Source organism: Mesobacillus maritimus, from assembly GCF_023715205.1.
Lineage (GTDB): Bacteria > Bacillota > Bacilli > Bacillales > Cytobacillaceae > Mesobacillus_B > Mesobacillus_B maritimus_C.
The window spans coordinates 88481-108485 of record NZ_JAMBNR010000008.1 but is presented as its reverse complement, the minus strand read 5'-3'; the positions used below and the strand labels follow the sequence as shown (position 1 = coordinate 108485).

Below are 20005 nucleotides of genomic sequence, written 5' to 3'. Positions count from 1 at the left end.
TTCCTTTAAAAAGCAACAATCTTTGAGAAAAAGAGCCTTAATTAAGACGAAAGGGACTGGCCATTTTGTCAGTCCCTTGATTGGTCCAAGGCTTTGCTCGCTAAAAATAATCCAACTGCTTTATTGCGTTCCCAAATATCAGGAAACTCTTGGAGAGGAAGGCTATTATCTTCAATCAACTCACCAATCTCAATGGTGACGCCCGGTTTTTTGAATTCCTGAACAAACCAATCTGTATAACCACCTCCTTGTTGATGAGAGGAAGGCTCTTTTAATGGATAGTTTGTAATAGTTGAAAGTGGTTGAGCGATCTTATAAATATCTTTTGCATACTCAGTGGTATGAGTCAGCCCCCATTGATGATATCCCCAAAATAAAACATTCCCACTTGAATGATAAGCTACTGCGATCTCCGGTTTGACTTGATAGGTAAAATGAAAAAGTGCGAGTACTTCTTTTGCTTCGAGGGGATAGTTCCCTTTGAATAATTTGTAACATGGTTTTAGGGTCACTCTTTTTAGCTGATCCCAATTAGCTGGATATTGGCGATTTAGATCAATGCCTTGTAAATTGGCTTTCCATCTTTTGAAATCCTTCGAGCCTTCATTCATTTCTAGTAAATGTGCATGCATCTTTTCGGGAAAAGAGTGAATGCCTAATTGTTGTAATGTAACTCCATCAGGATTCAGCATAGGTACGAACCAAATCGATACTTCCTCTAGTAAATGAGGGGAAAAGCCTGCTACATTTTCCTTATTTGTAATTGCCTCTGCATAGGTTTCTATCATTTTCATCAGCAGTATGCTTGTCATCCACTCACGACCATGATGGGCTCCATGTAATAAGATCGATGTTTCTCCAGTTCCCAACCGAATGGCCAAGATGTCTCTACCGAAAGGCGTGGTTCCAATTGATTGGGTCTTAATCCATTCTGGGTATTCGTAGGCAAGTTCCATGGCATCTTGTAGGAGTTTATTATAAGAATATACTTCAGAAGGATTAATAATTTGAGCTGTACTATTTGTAGGATGAAGGAAAAAACATAGGCATAAAACAACAAGAATAAATTTCATACATAGCTTCCTTTTTACGTAATGTCACTTTATTTATGGCTCTTTTCTCAGTGGGAAATAAATAGGTGTTAAAGGCAAAAGGGCTTTGATAGTATAGTTGTGCCCCCTTATAATGAATCCTATCATTTCTTAGTTTTGTTAGAAGGAGCAGTAAAAATGCATTCAATCAGACTCCATATCGTAACTTGGATCAGTAATTGAATATGGTTAAAAGCTCTGTAGGTGATAACAGAATACAAGGGATAAGACTGTTCTTTTTTACCATCCTCATGGTTTATTCAAACTAAAGGAAAAGACAGTACGGCACTGTTTTCTATTTTCACATACTAATTTTTGATAATCTGAGTAATTCCTTTCTTTCAAAGCAAATAGCTTAAAGATGGCTTTATCCACTTATTCTTTTCACATGCGCTTGGTCTGTAAATTTTTATTATTCGAAAAGGAGGAAAAGCATCATGCAGTTTTTACTCTTTTATTGATAAAAACAAGGTTAACTAATAAGCGATTGATAGAAGGTCGTGAAAACATGAATACAACAGAATATCGTTTGGAAAATTGGAAAAGGAACATCATCCTTTTTTTAAGTAGTCAGACGGTTTCCTTGTTTGGGGCGTCTTTGGTTCAATATGCGATGATGTGGTATGTCATGCTTCAAACAGAGTCTGGAATGATGATGACTTTGTACATTATTTGTGGATTTATTCCTACCTTCCTGTATCACCAGTAGCTGGTGTTTGGGCAGATCGGTATAACCGCATAAAATTGATTGTGATTGCTGATGGGATGATTGCGTTATCAACGCTCATTCTCGCGATTGTTTTCATGATGGGATATGAGGAAATTTGGTTGCTATTTTTGATGGCAGGTATACGTGCCCTTGGACATCGGAACAGGGTTGCTCATGTTTGTCCTCTCGTTCTTCTTAGGGATAAACAAAATCCTTTAGAAACAGGTAAACCAGTTGTTCAAGAACAAACAAAATAGGAATGACGAGCCGGCTCAGTTTAGTAGTTGGCTCTTTTAAAACTAGGTAAGTCATATACTTCAAAAGACGAGTTTTCAGTTACTAGGATGGAGTACAAGCACATAAAGTAAGTGGAGCATAAATTAGAAGGAATCGAATAGAAAGGGGGATTAGATGTGTCTAAGAAGCATAGGGAAACGGATACAAAAATGAGATTTGAAAAAGAGTTCAAGGCTAGATTTCCATTCAATACAAAATTGCGATGTAAAATGAAGTTTTCATTCGACAGGAATTAACACTAAAAGAACCTCTTCTATTAGGGGCATGCGTTTCAAGCCCCTATTGTTACATAAAATAGAACCAAACAGTTGTTTATTACGGTTGGGCGGTTACATCGAAGCTTCCAAAGACAGTGCTAAACAGTTGAACTTTTAATGCCAGATTCTTTGATTTAACCTTTTCAGATTATTCTGTTATTATAAAAAGGAGATATGTAAATAAAAGGTAAGGGAGTTTTGGCAAAAGTGACAACACTTGCTGGTCAGATGAATAGCGTTGAGAGTGTTTTAAGCAAGGCGGAAAAAAGAAAGCTCTTGTTTTTAATATGCTCCGTTTTGTTATTTTCCGTTATGAACGGAACGATGTTTATGATAGCTGTTCCAGATATCGCGAAGTCGTTTTCACTTATGCCTTCGCAGGTAAGTTGGGTTGTAACGGGATATATCATCCTTTACGCCATCGGTGCGCTAATGTATGGGAAATTAGCGGATTTTTACCCTTTAAAAACATTGTTGACGTTGGGCTTATGCTTATTCGCAACAGGTTCCATTCTGGGGTTTTTTGCTCCGAATTATTTAACGGTCATCTTCGCAAGATTAGTTCAAGCATCCGGAGCATCGTCGATTGTCGCACTCGTTTTTATTGTTCCCACGCGGTATTTTCCAGAAGAACGCGGGAGGGTTTTGGGGATTGTTTCCAGTACAATGGCTTTTGCCTCCGGTATTGGTCCGGTATTAGGTGGATTTATTGCCGGGGCCTTAAACTGGCAATTTTTATTTTTAATTTCTGTTTTTGTTTTGTTAACGATCCCATTTTTTCAAATGTGGATGCCGAAAGAGGAGAAGAAAGAGGGGAAAGTCGATATTCTCGGTGCGATGCTGATTGCTTGTGCCTCCGCGTCACTCATTTTAGTTATTACAACCTTTGTGTGGGAGTACTTCGTCTCTAGTCTGATTTTTTTGCTACTATTTCTTTGGAGAATTCATCATCATCCTGAGCCGTTTATCCATCCTGACTTGTTTAAAAATATTCCTTTTCGAACCACGATTATTTCATTTTTCTTTGCAATTATGACGATGTTTGGCATGATGTTTATGTTGCCGCTTTTGTTAAGTGAAGTAAATGGGTTAAATACGCTCTTGATTGGTCTTACCCTGTTTCCGGGTGCAATAGCGGCTGCTTATACGGGCAAATGGGCAGGCATTCTAAATGATTTATGGGGTAGTCAGCAGGTTATTTTTTTAGCGTTTAGCTTAATGGCGTTAGGTTTTTTTCTTTTATCTACCTTTATTGGAACAGCAGCTTGGGTCATTAGTATAATTGTTATTATTAGTTATATTGCATTTCCCTTTATTCAGACGGGGACGGCTAGCTTAATTTCGTCCACATTGCCTAGTCATGTACTTGGTGTGGGCATGGGGATTTATAATTTAACCAATTTTATGGCGGGGGCATTTGGTAGTGCGATCATTGGGAGAATACTAGATTATCAGACGGAAATTAAGCTGAACCCCCTTACATTTGCTCAATTTGAGAGTGTGATGTATAGCAATGTTTTTATCGGGATGATTGGTCTGACCTTTTTTAATGTCTGTTTTCTTTACTTCTCTCTTCGTCTCAACAAGATACATAAGCAAGAACGCTTTTACTAACAATGGATCGTTGGTGCAATACTGCATCAACGTTTTTTTATCCCGCATTAACTGGCAGCAAGACCTCAAAAAACAAGATTTAAGGAAGAACTAGTAAGAATAGGTGGGGATCAACTGCCAGTAAAAAGCCCGATTGGTGAAGCAAGATCCTTTCTTAGGGCTTTAAGCCTTTAGAAACATCAATCAGGCTACGCATGACTATCATTCAGTAGGGGATACCCCCCACTGAATGAAGTTACACTTTATGTTCAAAAGCAAGATTTGTAAGAATATTTACATAAATTAATGGCGGTTTATTGACAATATTGCTAATGTCGAAAATAAAACTACGGCTTAAGTTACAATAAAAGTGTAGTCATCGAGAAGCTCATTCCAATTTGGAGTTCGACATAGATGGACATGAAGTGAGGGAAAGGAGAGGGTATTAATGAAAGGGATTTGTACTAGAATGGTTGTTGCCTATGATCACTCTGAATCTAGTCAAAAGGCGTTAGACATGGCCATGACAATGGCGAGCCAAAACGAAGAGATTGTGATTGATGTAGTTATGGTCATTAAACCGGAGGTGGTTTATAGTGTTCACTCTGTGTCATTGCTAGCCAAGTATGAACTTCGCCAACAAGAAGCACAGGAAATAAGGAAAGAAGTAGAGCAGAAGTTATCAACACTATCTAATAAGACGAGGACATATATATTGGACGGTTATCCGGCTGAAGTCATCGAAGAATTTGTCAGAGTGAATGATGTGGATTTTATTTTCATTGGAAATCGAGGGTTGCACGGACTGAAGGAAATGGTCTTAGGGAGTGTCAGTAACTATGTGCTTCATAAAGCAAACTGTCCAGTATTAGTTGTAAAGTGAAACGATAGAAGCGCTTGTTTCGTGAATGAGTCACGGACAAGCGCTTTTTTATTTGTTTTCAACTAAATTCGCTTTTCTTCCCACACCAAATGTTTATTGTTCCAAATATCGATACAGTGTCGATTTGCTGATGCCGGTTGCTTCTTTAATTTGGGCAAGAGTATATTGATTGCTTTGGTACATGTCAATCGCCCGGGCGACATTTTCATCCGGTTTCCTAGGTCTTCCAGTTGAAACCCCTTTTTTCTTTGCTTCCGATAACCCTTGTTTTGTTCTTTCGCTGATTAAGTCACTTTGAAAGTCAACAATATGTTTCAAAACGCTTTGAAAACTGTATCCTGCTTCCTTGCTAGTATCAAGGTCTTCTTGAATACAATAAAGGTTTGCCCCCTTTTTACCGATCATTTCAAATAACTCAACAAGATGGCGTGTAGAGTCAGCGAGGGTAGAAAGTCTATTGATGATGAGTTTGTCCCCTTGTTTCAAGGTGTTCATCATATTTTTTAGTTCAACTCTTTTTTTAGGGGAGGAATGATTTTCTTCAAAAAATAGTTCACAACCTAATGTTGTTAATTTTTCACGTTGGCTTGTACCGTTTGGGTCCACTATGGACGGTCTTATATATCCAATTAACATGACAAAACTCCTATTGAATCAATCTTGCATAAAGTTCTTTTTCATACACTTGTTGCTTTAGAAAGAAACTATTAATTTATTTTACCGTATTGTATGATTTTTTTCAGCGCTTATCACTGTTTCAAAGGATCTTTAACCTTAACATGATTATACCACAAAGCTTACAAAAAAATATTCCCATAATGGTTCCATTTTGGGAAAAAAGGTGATAGACTGTTCAAGTGGTTTTTATTCGGCTAATAGTGTTGTTCCCGCTTTAACTGGCAGTAAGAGCCCCACCTCAAGACTAGGGTAAGACCCAAAAAGGATGTGGGGATCAACTGAAAGCTGAAAAATCAATCAGGCTATACGTGACGAAAATTCAGTGGGAGTTGGAGAAACACCTACTGAATGAAGTTTCACTTTATCTAAAACTATAAAAATATAAATTGGAGGTATGTGCAGTGTTTGAAAAGATTAAGGTTGATTGGTTTTCCAATATAAAAGGGGATGTCCTTGCTGGAATTGTGGTTGCTTTGGCGTTGATCCCCGAAGCCATCGCCTTTTCGATTATTGCTGGAGTGGACCCAATGGTTGGGTTATATGCCTCCTTCACAATGGCTGTCATTATCGCGTTTGCAGGTGGTCGACCGGGAATGATTTCGGCAGCGACTGGCGCAATGGCATTGGTAATGGCCCCGTTAATTCGTGATCATGGAGTCGAGTATTTATTTGCAGCTACTATTTTGACAGGGGTTATCCAAATCCTTTTCGGTGTGTTTAAAATAGCAAAATTAATGAGGTTTATCCCACGGGCTGTCATGATTGGCTTTGTCAATTCGTTAGCGATCTTAATTTTTATGGCACAAGTCCCACACTTTATTGGGATTAACAATATGACCTATGTATTCGTAGCGATTACCTTGTTGATTGTGTATGTTGTGCCTAGATTTTTCAAGGCGATTCCGGCTCCATTAATTGCGATTGTCGCGTTAACATCGATTGCTCTTTATTCAAATGCTGATTTACGTACGGTTGGAGATCTTGGGGCGATTACACAATCATTGCCAACTTTCTTAATTCCGACTGTCCCGTTCAACTTTGAAACCTTGGCGATTATTTTCCCTTATGCAATTGCGTTAGCGATTGTTGGTTTACTAGAAAGTTTGTTAACAGCATCCATCGTGGATGATATGACAGATACAACAAGTAATAAAAACCTAGAAGCAAGGGGCCAAGGGATTGCGAACGTGGTAACTGGTTTCTTTGGTGGTATGGCTGGCTGTGCAATGATCGGTCAATCCGTAATCAACGTTAAATCAGGTGGTCGTAGTCGCTTATCCACTCTTGTTGCTGGTGTCTTTTTGATGTTCCTAATCATTGTCTTAGGTGAATTGGTTGTTCAAATTCCCATGCCTGTTCTTGTTGGAATCATGATTATGGTTTCAATTGGAACATTTGATTGGTCTTCTTTCAGCTATCTGCGCAAAGCACCAAAAACAGACGCACTTGTTATGTTAGTGACAGTAGCGATTGTGGTCGCAACTCATGACCTTTCAAAAGGAGTGATTGCCGGGGTTATTTTAAGTGCAATTTTCTTTGTAGCTAAAATTTCCACCATGAAGGTTCTGAAACAAGAGGAAGACAATCAAATTACGTTTCAAGTGGAAGGACAATTATTCTTTGCTTCTGTTGACGCTTTTGTAGATGCGTTCGATATATCAGTTGAAAAGAAAAACATCGTGATTGATTTCACAACGGCCCATGTTTGGGATGACTCAGCTGTCGGCGCAATTGATAAAGTAGTCATGAAGTATCGAGAGAATCACAATCAAGTCACGATTAAAAACCTCAATGCCGCAAGTAAAAAACTTGTTGATCAATTGGCTGTTTTTAATGATCCAAAAGCTTCTACACATTAAGCACAATGATGGAGTGGTGAAGGTGTACAAGAGAATATTGGTCGCCATTGATGGGTCATTACATTCCTATCGCGCAGCAGCTGAAGCGGTCAAAATCGCTTCATTGGATAAAGCTAGTAAGGTAGAACTACTCTATATTGCTGATTTCTCGAAAGCGAAAAAGGAAGTTTTGCATGCGCAGGGAAAAGCGGAGCTAGAACAGGTAAGAAGAGGTTGGATTCAGCCAGCCGAAGACTTGATGAAAGAGAATCTGATTGATTATGAAGTGAAAATATTACACGGCGATCCCGGTCCGACAATTGTCGACTATGCCAATAAAGAAAAATTCGATTTGGTTGTGATTGGGAGTCGGGGACTAAACGGCTTACAAGAAATGGTGTTGGGCAGTGTCAGCCATAAAGTTGTAAAGCGCGTGAATTGTCCTGTGTTGATTATAAAATAATCACTAGAATAGGTGAATTGTATTCTTATAGTTTTTTAGACCACTCAACACGTAATGTTGGGTGGTCTTTTCCTTTTTGAACACGCATAGGAAGTTCAGGAAGCCTTTTTAAAAATCAGTATTGGAGAATCCTAGAAAAGGACTTGCCAAAGCAAAAATAGTATATTATAGTTAGTGATACAATATATGGTGTTTATTAAAAATATAAACACTAAATATAGATATTGCCAATAAAAGTGGTGTCTAAATAGACGTTAATAGGGAATCTGGTGAAATCCCAGAACTGTACCCGCAACTGTAATTGCTGACGAAATAAGCAAATCCACTGTCTACTAAGATGGGAAGGGCTTAGAGTAGGAAGAAGCATAAGTCAGGAGACCTGCCATTTTTATATGTATTATCTTCTTCGGGAGTTGGGAAGGTAAAACGAGGGTATTCATAGATTCACAGTATAGGTTAAACTGTGTTCCTAGATTATTCTACGTTTATCCAACCCATCTTAGCTTATAGATGGGTTTTTTGCGTGTAAAAATAATCATTCCTAACGACCGATGCATGGATTTAGTTTCCTAAAAAAAGAAAGTGAGGGATGGGATGTTGGAAGAAACGCCTGCATCAAGGTCAAGAAGTGTTCAAACAAAACTTGTGTTACCTCCAGATACAAACCACATGGGAACCATTTTTGGAGGAACTGTTTTGTCTTATATCGATGAAATCGCAGCGATTACCGCGATGAAACATAGTAAAAGTGCGGTTGTAACGGCTTCGATTGATACGGTTAATTTTATTTCATCTGCAAAAGTGGGGGACATTTTAAATTTAGAGGGTGTCGTCATTTCTACAGGCCGAACATCGATGGAAGTGTATGTAAAAGTAGATTGCCAGAATCTCGAAACAGGAAACAAAACGGTCACCACAACAGCCATTTTGACAATGGTTGCGGTAAACAATGACGGGAAACCGACACCTGTTTGTCGGGTGGTACCGGAGACGGAGGAAGAAAAAAGTCTCTTTCAAAATGCACAGAAGCGTAAGGCAAGGCGCTTGAAAATAAACGAGTTCTCAAAGGAGCAAGCTTATGATAAGTGAACAATTAATAAACAACCAGTCGATCATCCAGACTATTAAAAAAACGGCAGAAAAATATAATCTAGATACAGTGGGGCTGAGTGCAAGGTTTCTCTCTGAGAAGGAATCAGCCTCTAAGGTAGCTCTTCATTATGCGTTAGATCAAATTTCAATGGAAAGTCCGAATTGGACCTATCTTGCGGCACATCTTTATTTACAAGAATTGTACCACGAGGCAGCTAGCAATCGAGGGTATGAACAAGAAAAGAAATACGGCGATTTTTATACGCTGATTAAGAATTTAACGAAACTTGGAATCTATTCAAAAGAGTTATTGAACCAGTATACAAAAGCGGAAATCGAAGAATTAGGAGCAGAAATCTCTCCAGAAAGAGATGAATTGTTTCAGTACATAGGGCTATTTTTATTGGCGAGCCGCTATCTTGCAAAAGATTATGAAGGCCGTTTCTATGAATTGCCTCAAGAACGCTTTATGGTGATTGCGATGACGTTAATGAGTAAGGAGGCAAAATCGAAACGGTTAGATTATGTGAAGGAAGCCTATTGGGCCTTGAGTAACCTGTATATGACCGTAGCGACGCCAACACTAGCGAATGCAGGCAAAAGTTATGGACAGCTTTCCTCTTGCTTTATTGATACGGTGGATGACTCATTAGATGCGATCTTTTTAAATAATTGGGAGACTGCTCGACTAAGTAAAGATGGGGGCGGTCTTGGGATCTATCTTGGAAAAATACGCGCGTTAGGATCAGACATTAAAAAGTTTAAAGGCAATTCTTCGGGAGTTATTCCGTGGATTCGGTTATTAAACGATACCGCCGTAAGTGTAGATCAATTAGGGCAAAGGCAAGGTGCGGTTGCTGTATATTTAGATGTTTTCCATAAGGATATCATGAATGGGTTCTTAGAATTAAAAACAAATAACGGCGATGAAAGACGGAAGGCTCATGATTTGTTCACTGGGGTTTCCATCCCAGATTTATTTATGCAGAAGTTAGCAGAACAGGATGAACAGGGGAAAAGCATAGGAGAATGGCATACTTTTTGTCCGCACGAAGTGAAACAAATCATGGGATGGAAGGATGAAAATGGAAATGCACTTGGTTTGGAAGATTTTTATGACGAGATCGATGACAAAGCGTTTACCGAAAAATATGAAGAGGCGGTCAATCATCCACTGCTTCCGCGTAAAACCTATCGCGCGATGGATCTTATGGCTAGAATCATGATTTCTCAGTTAGAAACAGGGACTCCATACATGTTTTACCGCGATGAAGTCAACCGCCAAAATCCGAATAAACATGTGAGGGGAAAAGGAAGAACCTCTATTTTTTGTAGCAATTTATGTACAGAGATTGCTCAGAACATGTCGGCGACGAAAATTGTCGAGGAATATAAGGATGACATCGGAAATATGGTCCTCGTCCGCAAGCCAGGCGAGTTTGTTGTTTGTAATTTGTCGTCTATCAATCTCCCAAAGGCTGTAACGGATCGTGTGTTAGAAAGATTAATTCCGATCCAGATGCGAATGCTAGATAACGTCATTGATCATCAGTCGATATCAGTCGGACAAGCAGATATTACGAATAAAAAATATCGGGGAGTGGGTTTAGGAACTTTTGGGTGGCATCACCTTTTAGCCTTAAAAGGGATTCATTGGGAATCTGAGGAAGCTGTGATCCTGGCAGATCAGCTTTATGAGGACATTGCTTTTTATGCGATTCAGTCATCACTGGAACTGGCGAAAGAAAAAGGGGCATACGGTGAATTTGCTGGGTCAGAATGGCAAACAGGAGAGTATTTTGAGCGAAAACAATATCATACAAGACGTTGGGAGAAATTGAAAAAAGAAGTTGCCTCTTTTGGAGTTCGTAATGGTTGGCTGATGGCTGTTGCTCCTAACTCTTCGACTGCTAAAATTGGTGGTTCGACCGATGGCATTGATCCTTTATATGCTGTTGAATATGCGGAGGAAAAGAAAAACTTCAAATTTAAAGTAACGGCACCCGATTTAACTCATCGCACATACAATTATTATCGCAAAACTAGACATGAGTTGGATCAGGTTTGGAGCATTCGCCAAAACGCAGCACGCCAGCGGCATATTGACCAAGCTATTAGTTTTAACCTTTATGTTCGTCATGATATTAAAGCGAAAGAATTATTGCATCTCCATTTAGAAGCATGGAGACAAGGATTAAAAACGACCTATTATGTTCGCAGTACTTCTCAAGCGGAAATCGACGTATGTGACGCTTGTCAAAGTTAGTGGAAAGGGGAAAAAAAATGAAGCCATCATTATTAAAAAAAATTAAGCTATTAAACCCTGAATTTCCAAACAAATCTACAGGAGTGATCAATGGGAAGTCCTCCGGATTGCTCAACTGGAATGATATTGCTTATCCGAAGATGTATGATGTATACCAAGCGTTGTTATCAAACTTTTGGAAAGCGCAGGAAATCAATATGCAAGATGATATTAAACAGTGGGATTCTCTAAGTATTCAAGAGAAAGAGATCTTTTTACGAATTAACACCCAGTTAGCGTCTTTGGATAGTTTACAAACACCAACAATGAGTTGTGTCATGGATTATGTAACTGATTCTAGTTTCAAGGCCATTTTTGCCGTCATCTCGCAGCAGGAAGCTGTTCATAATGAATCCTATTCGTATATCTTAAGTTCACTTGTACCTGTTAAAGAACAGAATGCCCGTTTTGATCAAGTCCATCAAGACCCAATCGTGAGGAAACGGAATCAACTTATTTTAGATACCTATGAAAACTTTAGACAAGAACCAACTCCAGATCATTTATTTAAACTATGTGTAGGTTCGACCATCCTAGAAGGGATTTATTTTTATGCAGGATTTGCGTTTTTCTATCATTTAGCGCGGCAGCAAAAAATGCTGAAAACGAGTACGATGATTAGTTATATTCAACGAGATGAAATGCAACACGCATATTTTATTTCCCAGTTTACCCGAATTCTTATGACTGAAAATCCAGAGCTTCAAACCGAAGAACATCTAGAATATGTTTATCAAACAATCGACAAAGCGGTTTCTCTTGAAAAAGAATGGGCCCATTCCATCTTCGTTGGCTTAGACGGAATTGACTTAGATGAATTTGATGGATATGTGGAATATTTAGCCAATAAACGACTCCGACAGTTAGGACTTGAAAACCTTTATGAAGAAAGAACGAATCCGATGCCATGGATTCAAGTATTTAGTGATGAAATGATGAATGAAACCAAATCTGATTTCTTCGAACAAAAATCAAGAACGTATACGAAAGTATCGCAAGCGAATGGATTTGATGAGTTGTAAATGAAGTGTGTGATCGTTTATACATCTGTTACTGGAAATACAAAAGAATTGGCGGAAAACTTATATCAATCTATTTTGTCCAAAGAAGTTGATATTCAAATTTATAGAATTGAACAGTTTTCAACAACCTATTTAAATGAATATGATGCGATCGTGATTGGGACCTATACATGGGGAAATGGGCAGGTTCCTCAAGAAATGAGAAGACTTTATCGTGCATTTGAAATGTTTGAAAAGAAAGATAAAATAACAGCTGTTTTTGGGACAGGTGACAGTTTTTACCCTCATTATTGTGGAGCAGTGGATCAGTTTCGGGATATGTTATACGTTCATTCCAACTTGGCGGCCACATTGAAAGTAGAGCTATTTCCACAACAACAGGATGAAAAGCGTTGTCAAAAATTTGTTCAGTCGATTTTCGAACGTGCCCAAAAGCTAGTTTAATTGAAAAATCCCGCTCAAAGAGATTGCAAACCTCTGAGCGGGGTTTTTTATGATGTCTCGTATGGTTCTTTGGTAATCAAGCGATGCCCTTTTCTTAAAAAATAATAAGCACCAATAAAGGTAACAGCTGAGCCATAAAACAGTGCGGAATGTGAGAATAAATCCATCAGCAAACCAAGAAGTCCCGGAGCGACGATTGCCGAAGCCATTGAGAAAAAGTAGTAGAGTCCGGTAAAAAAACCGATTTTGCTTTTTCCACCTAAATCGGCCACTAACGGATAGGCCTGAACATTGATAAACGCCCAAGCAATTCCACCGATAAATAAAACGATTTGAAGAAGTAGGACTGGATTGATAGTGGGAAAGAAACCACCAAGATAAGGCAGCAGCGGAATGCTAATAAAAATAATCGGTTGTGCGATCAACCCAATTAACATGGAAGGAGCTTTGCCCCATCTACTTCCGAGTATGCCGGCTGGAACCGCAAATATAACAAACGATAAACTGAAGAAACCGAGGGTGAATCCTGCGGTGCTTTCTTTCATGTTTAAGTGCTCAACAGCATAAACGGTAAATTGGGATTCGACACCGGTAAAGCCAATAAAATAAAGGAAAATACTAATTAACACAAATAAATGACCCCGAAATGCTTTTTCTTTTAAAATCTTAAAGTTCTTTATCAATGAATCGGAATGATCATTATTCGTAGCTCTGGTGACGTAAGGAGGTTTTCGGTCGACGGTGTAATATAATAGTAGAAACGTTAGTAAAAGCAATAAGCCAGCAACGAGAAATGGGTAGTTTCGATTAATCCCATATAGAGTCGATAATCCAAATAAGGCAATGATGGCACCAATTCCACCAATCAAATTAATAATTCCATTGGCTGTTGAGCGTTGTTCAGGTGGTGTATGGTCAGGCATAAGCGCGATAACGGGTGCTCGGTATAAGGTCATTGCAAATAAAAAGACAATATCCACAAGAAGCAGCAGCCAAAATGTCATGGTTGATGCGAAAGGGATGAGGATGAAAAAAAGGGCGGCTACTGGCATGCCCACCATGATGAATGGAAGTCGATTACCAAACCGTGTATCCATTTTATCAGACCATGCTCCAATGATAGGAATTAAGAGAACTGCTAGGAAATTATCTAATCCCATGATGGCTCCCCGAAGTGCTCGGCTTTCAATATAATCACCTAAAATGAGAGGCATATAGGCATTGTAAAAAGCCCAAACCAATGATAATGCAAAAAAACCACTTCCAATAACAAAAATCTTTCCATATGAAAATGGGCCTTGTTTCTGCATAAAGTTCACCACCAATCGGTTGTTATATGGATTACTTATTATTTAGTATATGGTGTGATTTTCCATAAAGAATGGGTGAGCTTGTGAGAATCCAAGATAACAGAAAAAAACCGAATTTCTGCTAAAGATGAAGAAATCCGGTTTTTTATGAATGCTCTTTAGCTTCTAATGTTTGTTTTGGTTCCTTGCTTTTACTAAGTAGTATGCTGTAATAGACGCAGTAACAGGAATAATCAAAGCAACTCCAATTCCAGCGCATAAAATGGTTATCATTTCCGCGCTAAATACTTTGGAGTTAATGATTTCCCCCAGCGAGTATGATAAGTCTTTAAACCAAATCAATAACCCTAAATATCCACCAAAGAAAGCAAAAAACAAGGTGTTCGTACTTGTTCCTAAAATGTCTTTTCCAATGTTCATTCCGGAAAAAAATAATTCTTTCCGACTTATCGTTGGATTATGAATGAAAATTTCACGCATTGGAGACGAAATTGCCATCGCTGTATCTGTGATCGCCCCAATGGTACTCATGATGATCACAGCAGTGGCGATTTTTATAAAATCAATCCCAATAAATAGCGTAAATATCCCAATTTCTTCAATTTCCTCTTCGCCAAAGCCTTGAATCATCGACTTTTCAGTAAAGACAAAAATAAACATTAGTAACATGATTATGGTAATGACAGTTGAAATGAAGGCTGTCTTAGTCGTTCTATTTACTTCATTAATATAAAAAAGATTAATACAGCTGATTATGGTTGAAGCAATAATCGTGATGATAATTGGATCCGCATTTGGCACAGTCATCAGGAGGACAGTAAACAAGATGACGGCAAAATTGTAAATGATGGCAATAAACGAGCGAGCCCCTTTGTGTCCACCAACTAGAATCATTAAGATGAGTAGGATTCCGGCTAGCCATATTAACACATTCATGCTCTCGCCCTCTTTCGATTAACAAAATAAATCGCCGTATATAACCCAATCGGAATGGTCAATACAATGCCGATTCCGCCTGCAAGAGCACGAGCAAGTTCGAGGGAAAGGTTCATCGATAGCGTAAACATCCATGTTGAACCGTTTTTTAAATATAAAAGCAACATCGGAATGCTCCCACTGATGTAGGCGAAAAATAAAATATTAGTCATTGTACCCATAATATCTTTTCCGATTTCCAAACCAGATTTTTTTAGAGCCTCTACGGATATCTGATGATTTTTCTCATATAAGCTAAAAATTGACGACGACATGGTAATGGCAACATCCATGACCGCTCCCAATGCTCCAATAAACACCCCGGCCATAAACACCATCTTATAAGGACGGGTAATAAATTGCATCTCTTCATATCTTAGACCGTTTTCGTTCGTGATTACCATAACTATATAGGTTATGAGGAGTGATAGAAATGTTCCGAGTAGTGTAGCGATAATCGCTGCATACGTTTTTTCATTTAATCCATTCACCAACAATAATGATATCACGGTAAATAAAATGATGCTGACTCCAGAAATGAGCAATAAACTGATGCCAGATGTGCTTAAATACAAGTCCAAAGCATAGGACAACAATACAGCATTCACCACTAAACTAATAATCGAAAACAAACCTTGTTTCCTTCCGACCAATAGCAGCGTAAAGATGAAGACCCATCCAACGATGACCACATACTTGTCCCGTTTGATGTCTTCAATTGAACCAGTAAGTTCAGAGCTCGTGCTATCTTCATTGATAGAGACAAAGATTTCAGAACCAAGCTGAAATTTCTGATCATTAGCACCCGATAAAGAATAGTCATTTGTTAACTCAATGAGCTCTCCTTTCGCGGGCCCGTTTTTTAGTTCTGCTAAAAGTCGTTGTGTAAAAATTTGATCCTCATTTTCGATATCAACCGAATCGATAAGAGTCGTTTTTACGACTTCCGCAATTGGACGGTCATAAAAGGAATAATTATGATAAACAAAAAAGATGGAGGCGACAAAACTAAGACCGATGATGGCATATCCAATTTTTTTTATCAAGGTTCAAACTACCTCCAAATTTGGCATTAACGGACCTAGAATAACAGGTATGTTTTTTGAACGTCAACTAATAATGGTAGGTTCATGTTTTTTTTAGGCCTTTTTCTAAAAATTTGTTGCTTTTCAACAAAAGATACGTTGAATAAGCTTGGTATTCAATAAACAGCTATTTTTACGAGAAAAGCGCTCGCAAACTAATTTTAAACAAACAAAATGGCTACTATATCGTTAAAATCGGCTTTAGGATTTTAACAACAACCTTTACGAAAACATTTCATTAATTTTTTTTTACTTTCCAAAAACAAGGTAGTTTGGAAGGTGATAGTCTATTTTGGTATGGGAAAAAAATAGCGAACCTAGTATGTTCATTTACCTCAATTCTGTTAAAAATCTTATCATGCACCTAATGTAAGGTTTCTATATTCATATGTCTTTAATTTCAAGAATATTGAAACTTCTGTTTTTTAAAATCGTATCTCCTTATAGAAGGGGGAAGGGGATTGAAAGTGATTCTATGGATATTAGCGGCTATCGTGGTATTTGCTGGGGGAGGCATTTGGTTATTTTTAAGGGAAGACCCTGATTATATTGTAAAGTTGATCAAAGAAAATGCGCCTAGTAAAAAGGGAGCTCTTACAATCAATTATAATAATGAAAGTTGGGTTAAGGTGAATGAGAATGAACCACTTCCACTTGCTAGTACGATGAAAATCATCATTGCGATTGAATATGCTCACCAAGCGGCAAAAGGAGAAATTGACCCCCAGCAAAAAGTTCGGTTATCAGAGCTTGCAAACTATTATGTACCAAAGACAGATGGTGGAGCACATGAAGCCTGGCTTAAATCGGTAACCAAAGCTAAAGAGGAAGATGAGGTACCATTAAGTGAAATTGCTAATGGGATGATTGCTTATAGTTCAAATGCTAATACTGACTATTTAATTAAAGTACTTGGAATCGAAAATATCAATAACTTATTACATGAAATCGGGGCTACCAATCATGAGCCAATTTATCCGGTTGTGAGTAGTTTGTTTATACCAGTTCAATTGACGGCGGAAGAACAATTGTCGTGCGAGGAAGCTTTAGAGGTATTGAAAAAGATGGACATCACTGAGTATCGGCTAAGGGCTTTGAAAATCCATCAGAACTGGTTAGAAAATCCGCCGACTACTGAGGAAAAAGAACAAATTATAAAATCCTTAAATATGGACTACCAACGATTATGGTCCGATCAATTGCCGCGGGCAGCGGCACAGGATTATCTTGCACTCATGAAAAAAATAAATAGCAAAACGTTTTTTGACAAAGAAGTTCATCATTATTTGGATCTGGTACTCGAACAAGTAATGAAGAATCCCAAAAATCGCGAGTGGTTAGAACATGCAGGTCAAAAGGGCGGATCCACTGCTTTTGTTTTTACCATTTCCATGTACGCCAAGGACGTGGATGGCAATCAAACCGAACTCGTTTTTTTAGCAGATGATTTGAACATGCTTCAACAAATAAAGCTTAGACGCAATATGAATGGATTTCAACTAAAATTTTTACGTGATGATAAATTCAGGCTAAAAGTAAAGCAATCATTAGCTGAGAGAAATTAAAGGCAAATAACGGTAGGTAGACTTATCCAGTCATTCAATCCTTTTATTGCTCGTAAAACCTAATCATTTAGCGTGATGAGGATACTAATTGATAGACTGAAAAATTAGGAGGATTATTGATTCGCGGAAGGAGGAGCAGAATGAAGAATCGGAACTATGCAAAGGAATGTCCAAAATGTGGTGGAAAAGATATAGGATTTGGCAAGCAAAGTGGCTATGCCACAATGTCAACAGCGAACAAAATGAGTTTAGGTTCAAATATAGAATTCGTGCTATGTACAGATTGCGGATATATTATTGAAAGTTATGTGGCTAAACCAGAAAAGTTTAAAGGAACGATTATGTGATGGAGACGATCATTACCCTTTGATTTTGAACAAATTTCAAATGAAATATTATACCATCAACCTGCTTGAAATTCTGCTTTTTTATTTTTAAAATCTAAAAATAAAAATGTAGTAAAACGACAATTCACAGTGTAAAATAAATTCAGTTTCATAGTAACAAAGACAGCGACTAGATTCGCTGGAGCTTGACCGTTCTCTGTTTAAAAGTCGAAAAATTGCAAAAATTAAATATGAATATAAGAGGTTGATGAACGTTGACAATGGATATAAAAGATTTATCTGTTAAAGAACCAACTATTTTTACTCATGTTGGCAATAAAATCGTGACCGAAGATCGTGTCATTAACATTATTGCAAAATTTGAGGAGCCATTGGTCGTTATTTTAGGAAATGTATTAAGTGATGAAGAATGTGATGAATTAATTGCATTATCAAAGGAGCGAATGAACCGTTCGAAGATAGGGAATACACGTCAAGTAAACGAACTTCGCACTAGTAGTAGTACATTCCTTCAAGAAGGAGAAAATGATGTTGTCAGCCGAATTGAAAAACGGATTTCTGCAATTATGAATATTCCTGAAGAACACGGGGAAAGTTTGCAAATTCTTAATTATAAAATTGGTCAAGAATATAAAGCGCATTATGACTTCTTTAAATCAACCGGTCAAGGAGTAAGTAATCCAAGAATTAGTACACTTGTCATGTATTTAAGTGATGTTGAGGAGGGGGGAGAAACCTATTTTCCAAAACTAGGTTTATCTGTGTCTCCGCAAAAAGGAATGGCAGTGTATTTTGAGTACTTTTATAATAATGAAACATTAAACAATTTGACCCTGCACGGTGGAGCACCTGTTGTAATTGGAGATAAATGGGCTGCTACTCAGTGGATGAGACGAAAACAAGTAAATTAAACTATAAATTAAAGTGGGAACGCCTATAATGGGTGTTCCCATTTTTATCTTTCGAAGGGAAACACTACAAGAAAATCGAATTAAGTAAAGAAAGCTGGAAAAAGGGGTTTTAACAAAATGAAAAAACTGGCACTTTCTTGGAGCGGCGGCAAAGATGCTTGCCTAGCTTTAGATGTTCTAACAACACAAGGGATTGAAGTTGCTTGTCTAGTCACAACCGTTCCTAAGGAATTAGGAAGAACTTTTGGCCATGGCGAGAAAATGGAATTGATCAAATTGCAGGGAGAAGCCCTGGGAATTCCTGTTCATTTTATTCAATGTACGTTTGAAGACTACACCGATCGTTTTGTAGGAGATTTGATGAAATTAAAAAAAGAACATCGATTAACAGGGGTGGCCTTTGGTGACTTGTATTTTGAGCCCCATCGCGAGTGGGGTGAAAAAGTAGCGGCGCAGGTTGGGGTTGAAGCAGTTTATCCATTATGGATGGAGGAGAAGGATCGTTTAAAAGCTCTTGAAACATTTATTCAAACAGGCTATCAATCGACTGTCATTCGTGTAAGAGAAGAAATGCTAGACAGTTCCTGGCTTGGTAGAAATGTAGATTTTTCTTTTTATCATGACATTCAATCAAAAAATGTCTGTCCAATGGGGGAAGCGGGCGAATACCATACATTCACGTATGATGGGCCTCTTTTTAAGAGAAGACTTGTGCTTGAACACCCTGATGTCATTGAATTAGAGACGACAAAGAAGCTCGAATTTCGAAACTATTATTTAGAGAGCAAAAGCAAAGAGGAATAGAATAGAAGAAACCAGATTTGCTTGTAATGACATTAGCAAATCTGGTTTCGTTAGGTTCAAATTAATTTAATATCGAATTCATATCTTGATGGATTTTTAATAAACGTTTGAGGAGATTTGTAAACCTTTTTTCATCGGTTATTTGAGTTTGATCTAATTCTTTTTTGACTTTATTGCTTTCGTTAATAAGCGCTTCTAATGCTCTCTCTTCTGATGCTCTTTTTAACATATCCATTCTCCTTAACGTAAATCTATTACCTTTAAGGTATCATAGATAACGCACAACAAGGTTACGGGTGAATGTTATTCAGATTAAAAGTTCGTAACAAGGTGTGT

At 38.0% G+C, this 20005-nt stretch carries 18 protein-coding genes, 1 pseudogene and 1 riboswitch; of the genes and pseudogenes, 13 read left to right on the top strand and 6 right to left on the bottom strand.

Going from position 1 to position 20005, the window contains the following annotated elements:
- Positions 1-68: 68 nt before the first annotated feature.
- Entirely contained in the window at positions 69-1073 is a 1005-nt protein-coding gene (locus tag M3182_RS12925) for a M14 family metallopeptidase (protein WP_251558362.1), read from the bottom strand.
- 526 nt (positions 1074-1599) lie between these two features.
- On the opposite strand from M3182_RS12925, the pseudogene M3182_RS12920 reads away from it, so the two are divergent.
- From M3182_RS12920 to M3182_RS12910, 3 genes and pseudogenes are all read left to right on the top strand, one after another.
- A pseudogene (locus M3182_RS12920) lies at positions 1600-1955 on the top strand (MFS transporter); the annotation flags it as partial.
- Between the two features lie 606 nt (positions 1956-2561).
- Positions 2562-3968, top strand: a complete 1407-nt coding sequence (locus M3182_RS12915) for an MFS transporter (protein WP_251558488.1) — start codon at positions 2562-2564, stop codon at positions 3966-3968.
- A 427-nt stretch (positions 3969-4395) separates the two neighbouring features.
- Complete coding sequence (locus M3182_RS12910; RefSeq protein WP_251558360.1) at positions 4396-4830, top strand: universal stress protein; 435 nt, start codon at positions 4396-4398, stop codon at positions 4828-4830.
- Between the two features lie 93 nt (positions 4831-4923).
- On the opposite strand, the gene M3182_RS12905 is transcribed toward M3182_RS12910, so the two are convergent.
- Complete coding sequence (locus M3182_RS12905) at positions 4924-5466, bottom strand: recombinase family protein (protein WP_251558358.1); 543 nt, start codon at positions 5464-5466, stop codon at positions 4924-4926.
- A 443-nt stretch (positions 5467-5909) separates the two neighbouring features.
- Between M3182_RS12905 and M3182_RS12900 the strand changes: the two genes are divergently transcribed.
- The 6 genes from M3182_RS12900 (at position 5910) to M3182_RS12875 (ending at position 12672) form a co-directional block, all read left to right on the top strand.
- Positions 5910-7367, top strand: coding sequence for a SulP family inorganic anion transporter (locus M3182_RS12900; protein ID WP_251558356.1), 1458 nt, complete (start codon positions 5910-5912; stop codon positions 7365-7367).
- A gap of 22 nt (positions 7368-7389) precedes the next feature.
- Positions 7390-7809, top strand: coding sequence for a universal stress protein (locus M3182_RS12895; RefSeq protein ID WP_251558354.1), 420 nt, complete (start codon positions 7390-7392; stop codon positions 7807-7809).
- A gap of 220 nt (positions 7810-8029) precedes the next feature.
- Positions 8030-8210: riboswitch (cobalamin riboswitch) on the top strand.
- 193 nt (positions 8211-8403) lie between these two features.
- Positions 8404-8898: an acyl-CoA thioesterase gene (locus M3182_RS12890; RefSeq protein ID WP_251427386.1), complete on the top strand. Its 495-nt coding sequence runs from the start codon at positions 8404-8406 to the stop codon at positions 8896-8898.
- Positions 8888-11167: a ribonucleoside-diphosphate reductase subunit alpha gene (locus tag M3182_RS12885; RefSeq protein ID WP_251558352.1), complete on the top strand. Its 2280-nt coding sequence runs from the start codon at positions 8888-8890 to the stop codon at positions 11165-11167. The genes M3182_RS12890 and M3182_RS12885 overlap by 11 nt, the downstream gene beginning before the upstream one ends.
- Positions 11168-11184: 17 nt before the next feature.
- Entirely contained in the window at positions 11185-12228 is a 1044-nt protein-coding gene (locus M3182_RS12880; protein ID WP_251558351.1) for a ribonucleotide-diphosphate reductase subunit beta, read from the top strand.
- Positions 12229-12672 carry a flavodoxin domain-containing protein gene (locus tag M3182_RS12875; RefSeq protein ID WP_251558349.1) on the top strand — a complete coding sequence of 148 codons (444 nt, stop codon included), beginning with the start codon at positions 12229-12231 and terminating at the stop codon, positions 12670-12672. It abuts the gene before it with no gap.
- 47 nt (positions 12673-12719) lie between these two features.
- Here the strand turns inward: M3182_RS12875 and M3182_RS12870 are convergent, their stop codons facing one another.
- The 3 genes from M3182_RS12870 to M3182_RS12860 all read right to left on the bottom strand — a co-directional run bounded on the left by M3182_RS12870 (position 12720) and on the right by M3182_RS12860 (position 16003).
- A complete protein-coding gene (locus M3182_RS12870; RefSeq protein ID WP_251558347.1) occupies positions 12720-13982 on the bottom strand; it encodes an MFS transporter in 1263 nt (420 codons plus the stop codon).
- Between the two features lie 165 nt (positions 13983-14147).
- Positions 14148-14918 carry a YibE/F family protein gene (locus tag M3182_RS12865; protein ID WP_251558345.1) on the bottom strand — a complete coding sequence of 257 codons (771 nt, stop codon included), beginning with the start codon at positions 14916-14918 and terminating at the stop codon, positions 14148-14150.
- The gene (locus tag M3182_RS12860) at positions 14915-16003 is read right to left on the bottom strand and encodes a YibE/F family protein (RefSeq protein ID WP_251558344.1); all 1089 of its coding nucleotides are present in this window, start codon (positions 16001-16003) and stop codon (positions 14915-14917) included. Before M3182_RS12860 ends, M3182_RS12865 begins: the two co-directional genes overlap by 4 nt.
- Before the next feature lie 506 nt (positions 16004-16509).
- Here M3182_RS12860 and M3182_RS12855 point away from each other — a divergent pair.
- The 4 genes from M3182_RS12855 (at position 16510) to M3182_RS12840 (ending at position 19669) form a co-directional block, all read left to right on the top strand.
- Positions 16510-17607 (top strand): serine hydrolase, encoded by a 1098-nt coding sequence (locus tag M3182_RS12855; RefSeq protein ID WP_251558486.1) that lies wholly within the window; start codon positions 16510-16512, stop codon positions 17605-17607.
- A gap of 140 nt (positions 17608-17747) precedes the next feature.
- Complete coding sequence (locus tag M3182_RS12850) at positions 17748-17954, top strand: transcription initiation factor TFIIIB (protein ID WP_251427405.1); 207 nt, start codon at positions 17748-17750, stop codon at positions 17952-17954.
- A gap of 260 nt (positions 17955-18214) precedes the next feature.
- Positions 18215-18865: a 2OG-Fe(II) oxygenase gene (locus M3182_RS12845; protein WP_251558484.1), complete on the top strand. Its 651-nt coding sequence runs from the start codon at positions 18215-18217 to the stop codon at positions 18863-18865.
- A 117-nt stretch (positions 18866-18982) separates the two neighbouring features.
- Positions 18983-19669, top strand: coding sequence for a Dph6-related ATP pyrophosphatase (locus M3182_RS12840; RefSeq protein WP_251558342.1), 687 nt, complete (start codon positions 18983-18985; stop codon positions 19667-19669).
- 61 nt (positions 19670-19730) lie between these two features.
- Here the strand turns inward: M3182_RS12840 and M3182_RS12835 are convergent, their stop codons facing one another.
- On the bottom strand, positions 19731-19898 hold the full coding sequence (locus tag M3182_RS12835) for a hypothetical protein (RefSeq protein WP_251427409.1): 168 nt from the start codon (positions 19896-19898) through the stop codon (positions 19731-19733).
- Between the last annotated feature and the right edge of the window lie 107 nt (positions 19899-20005).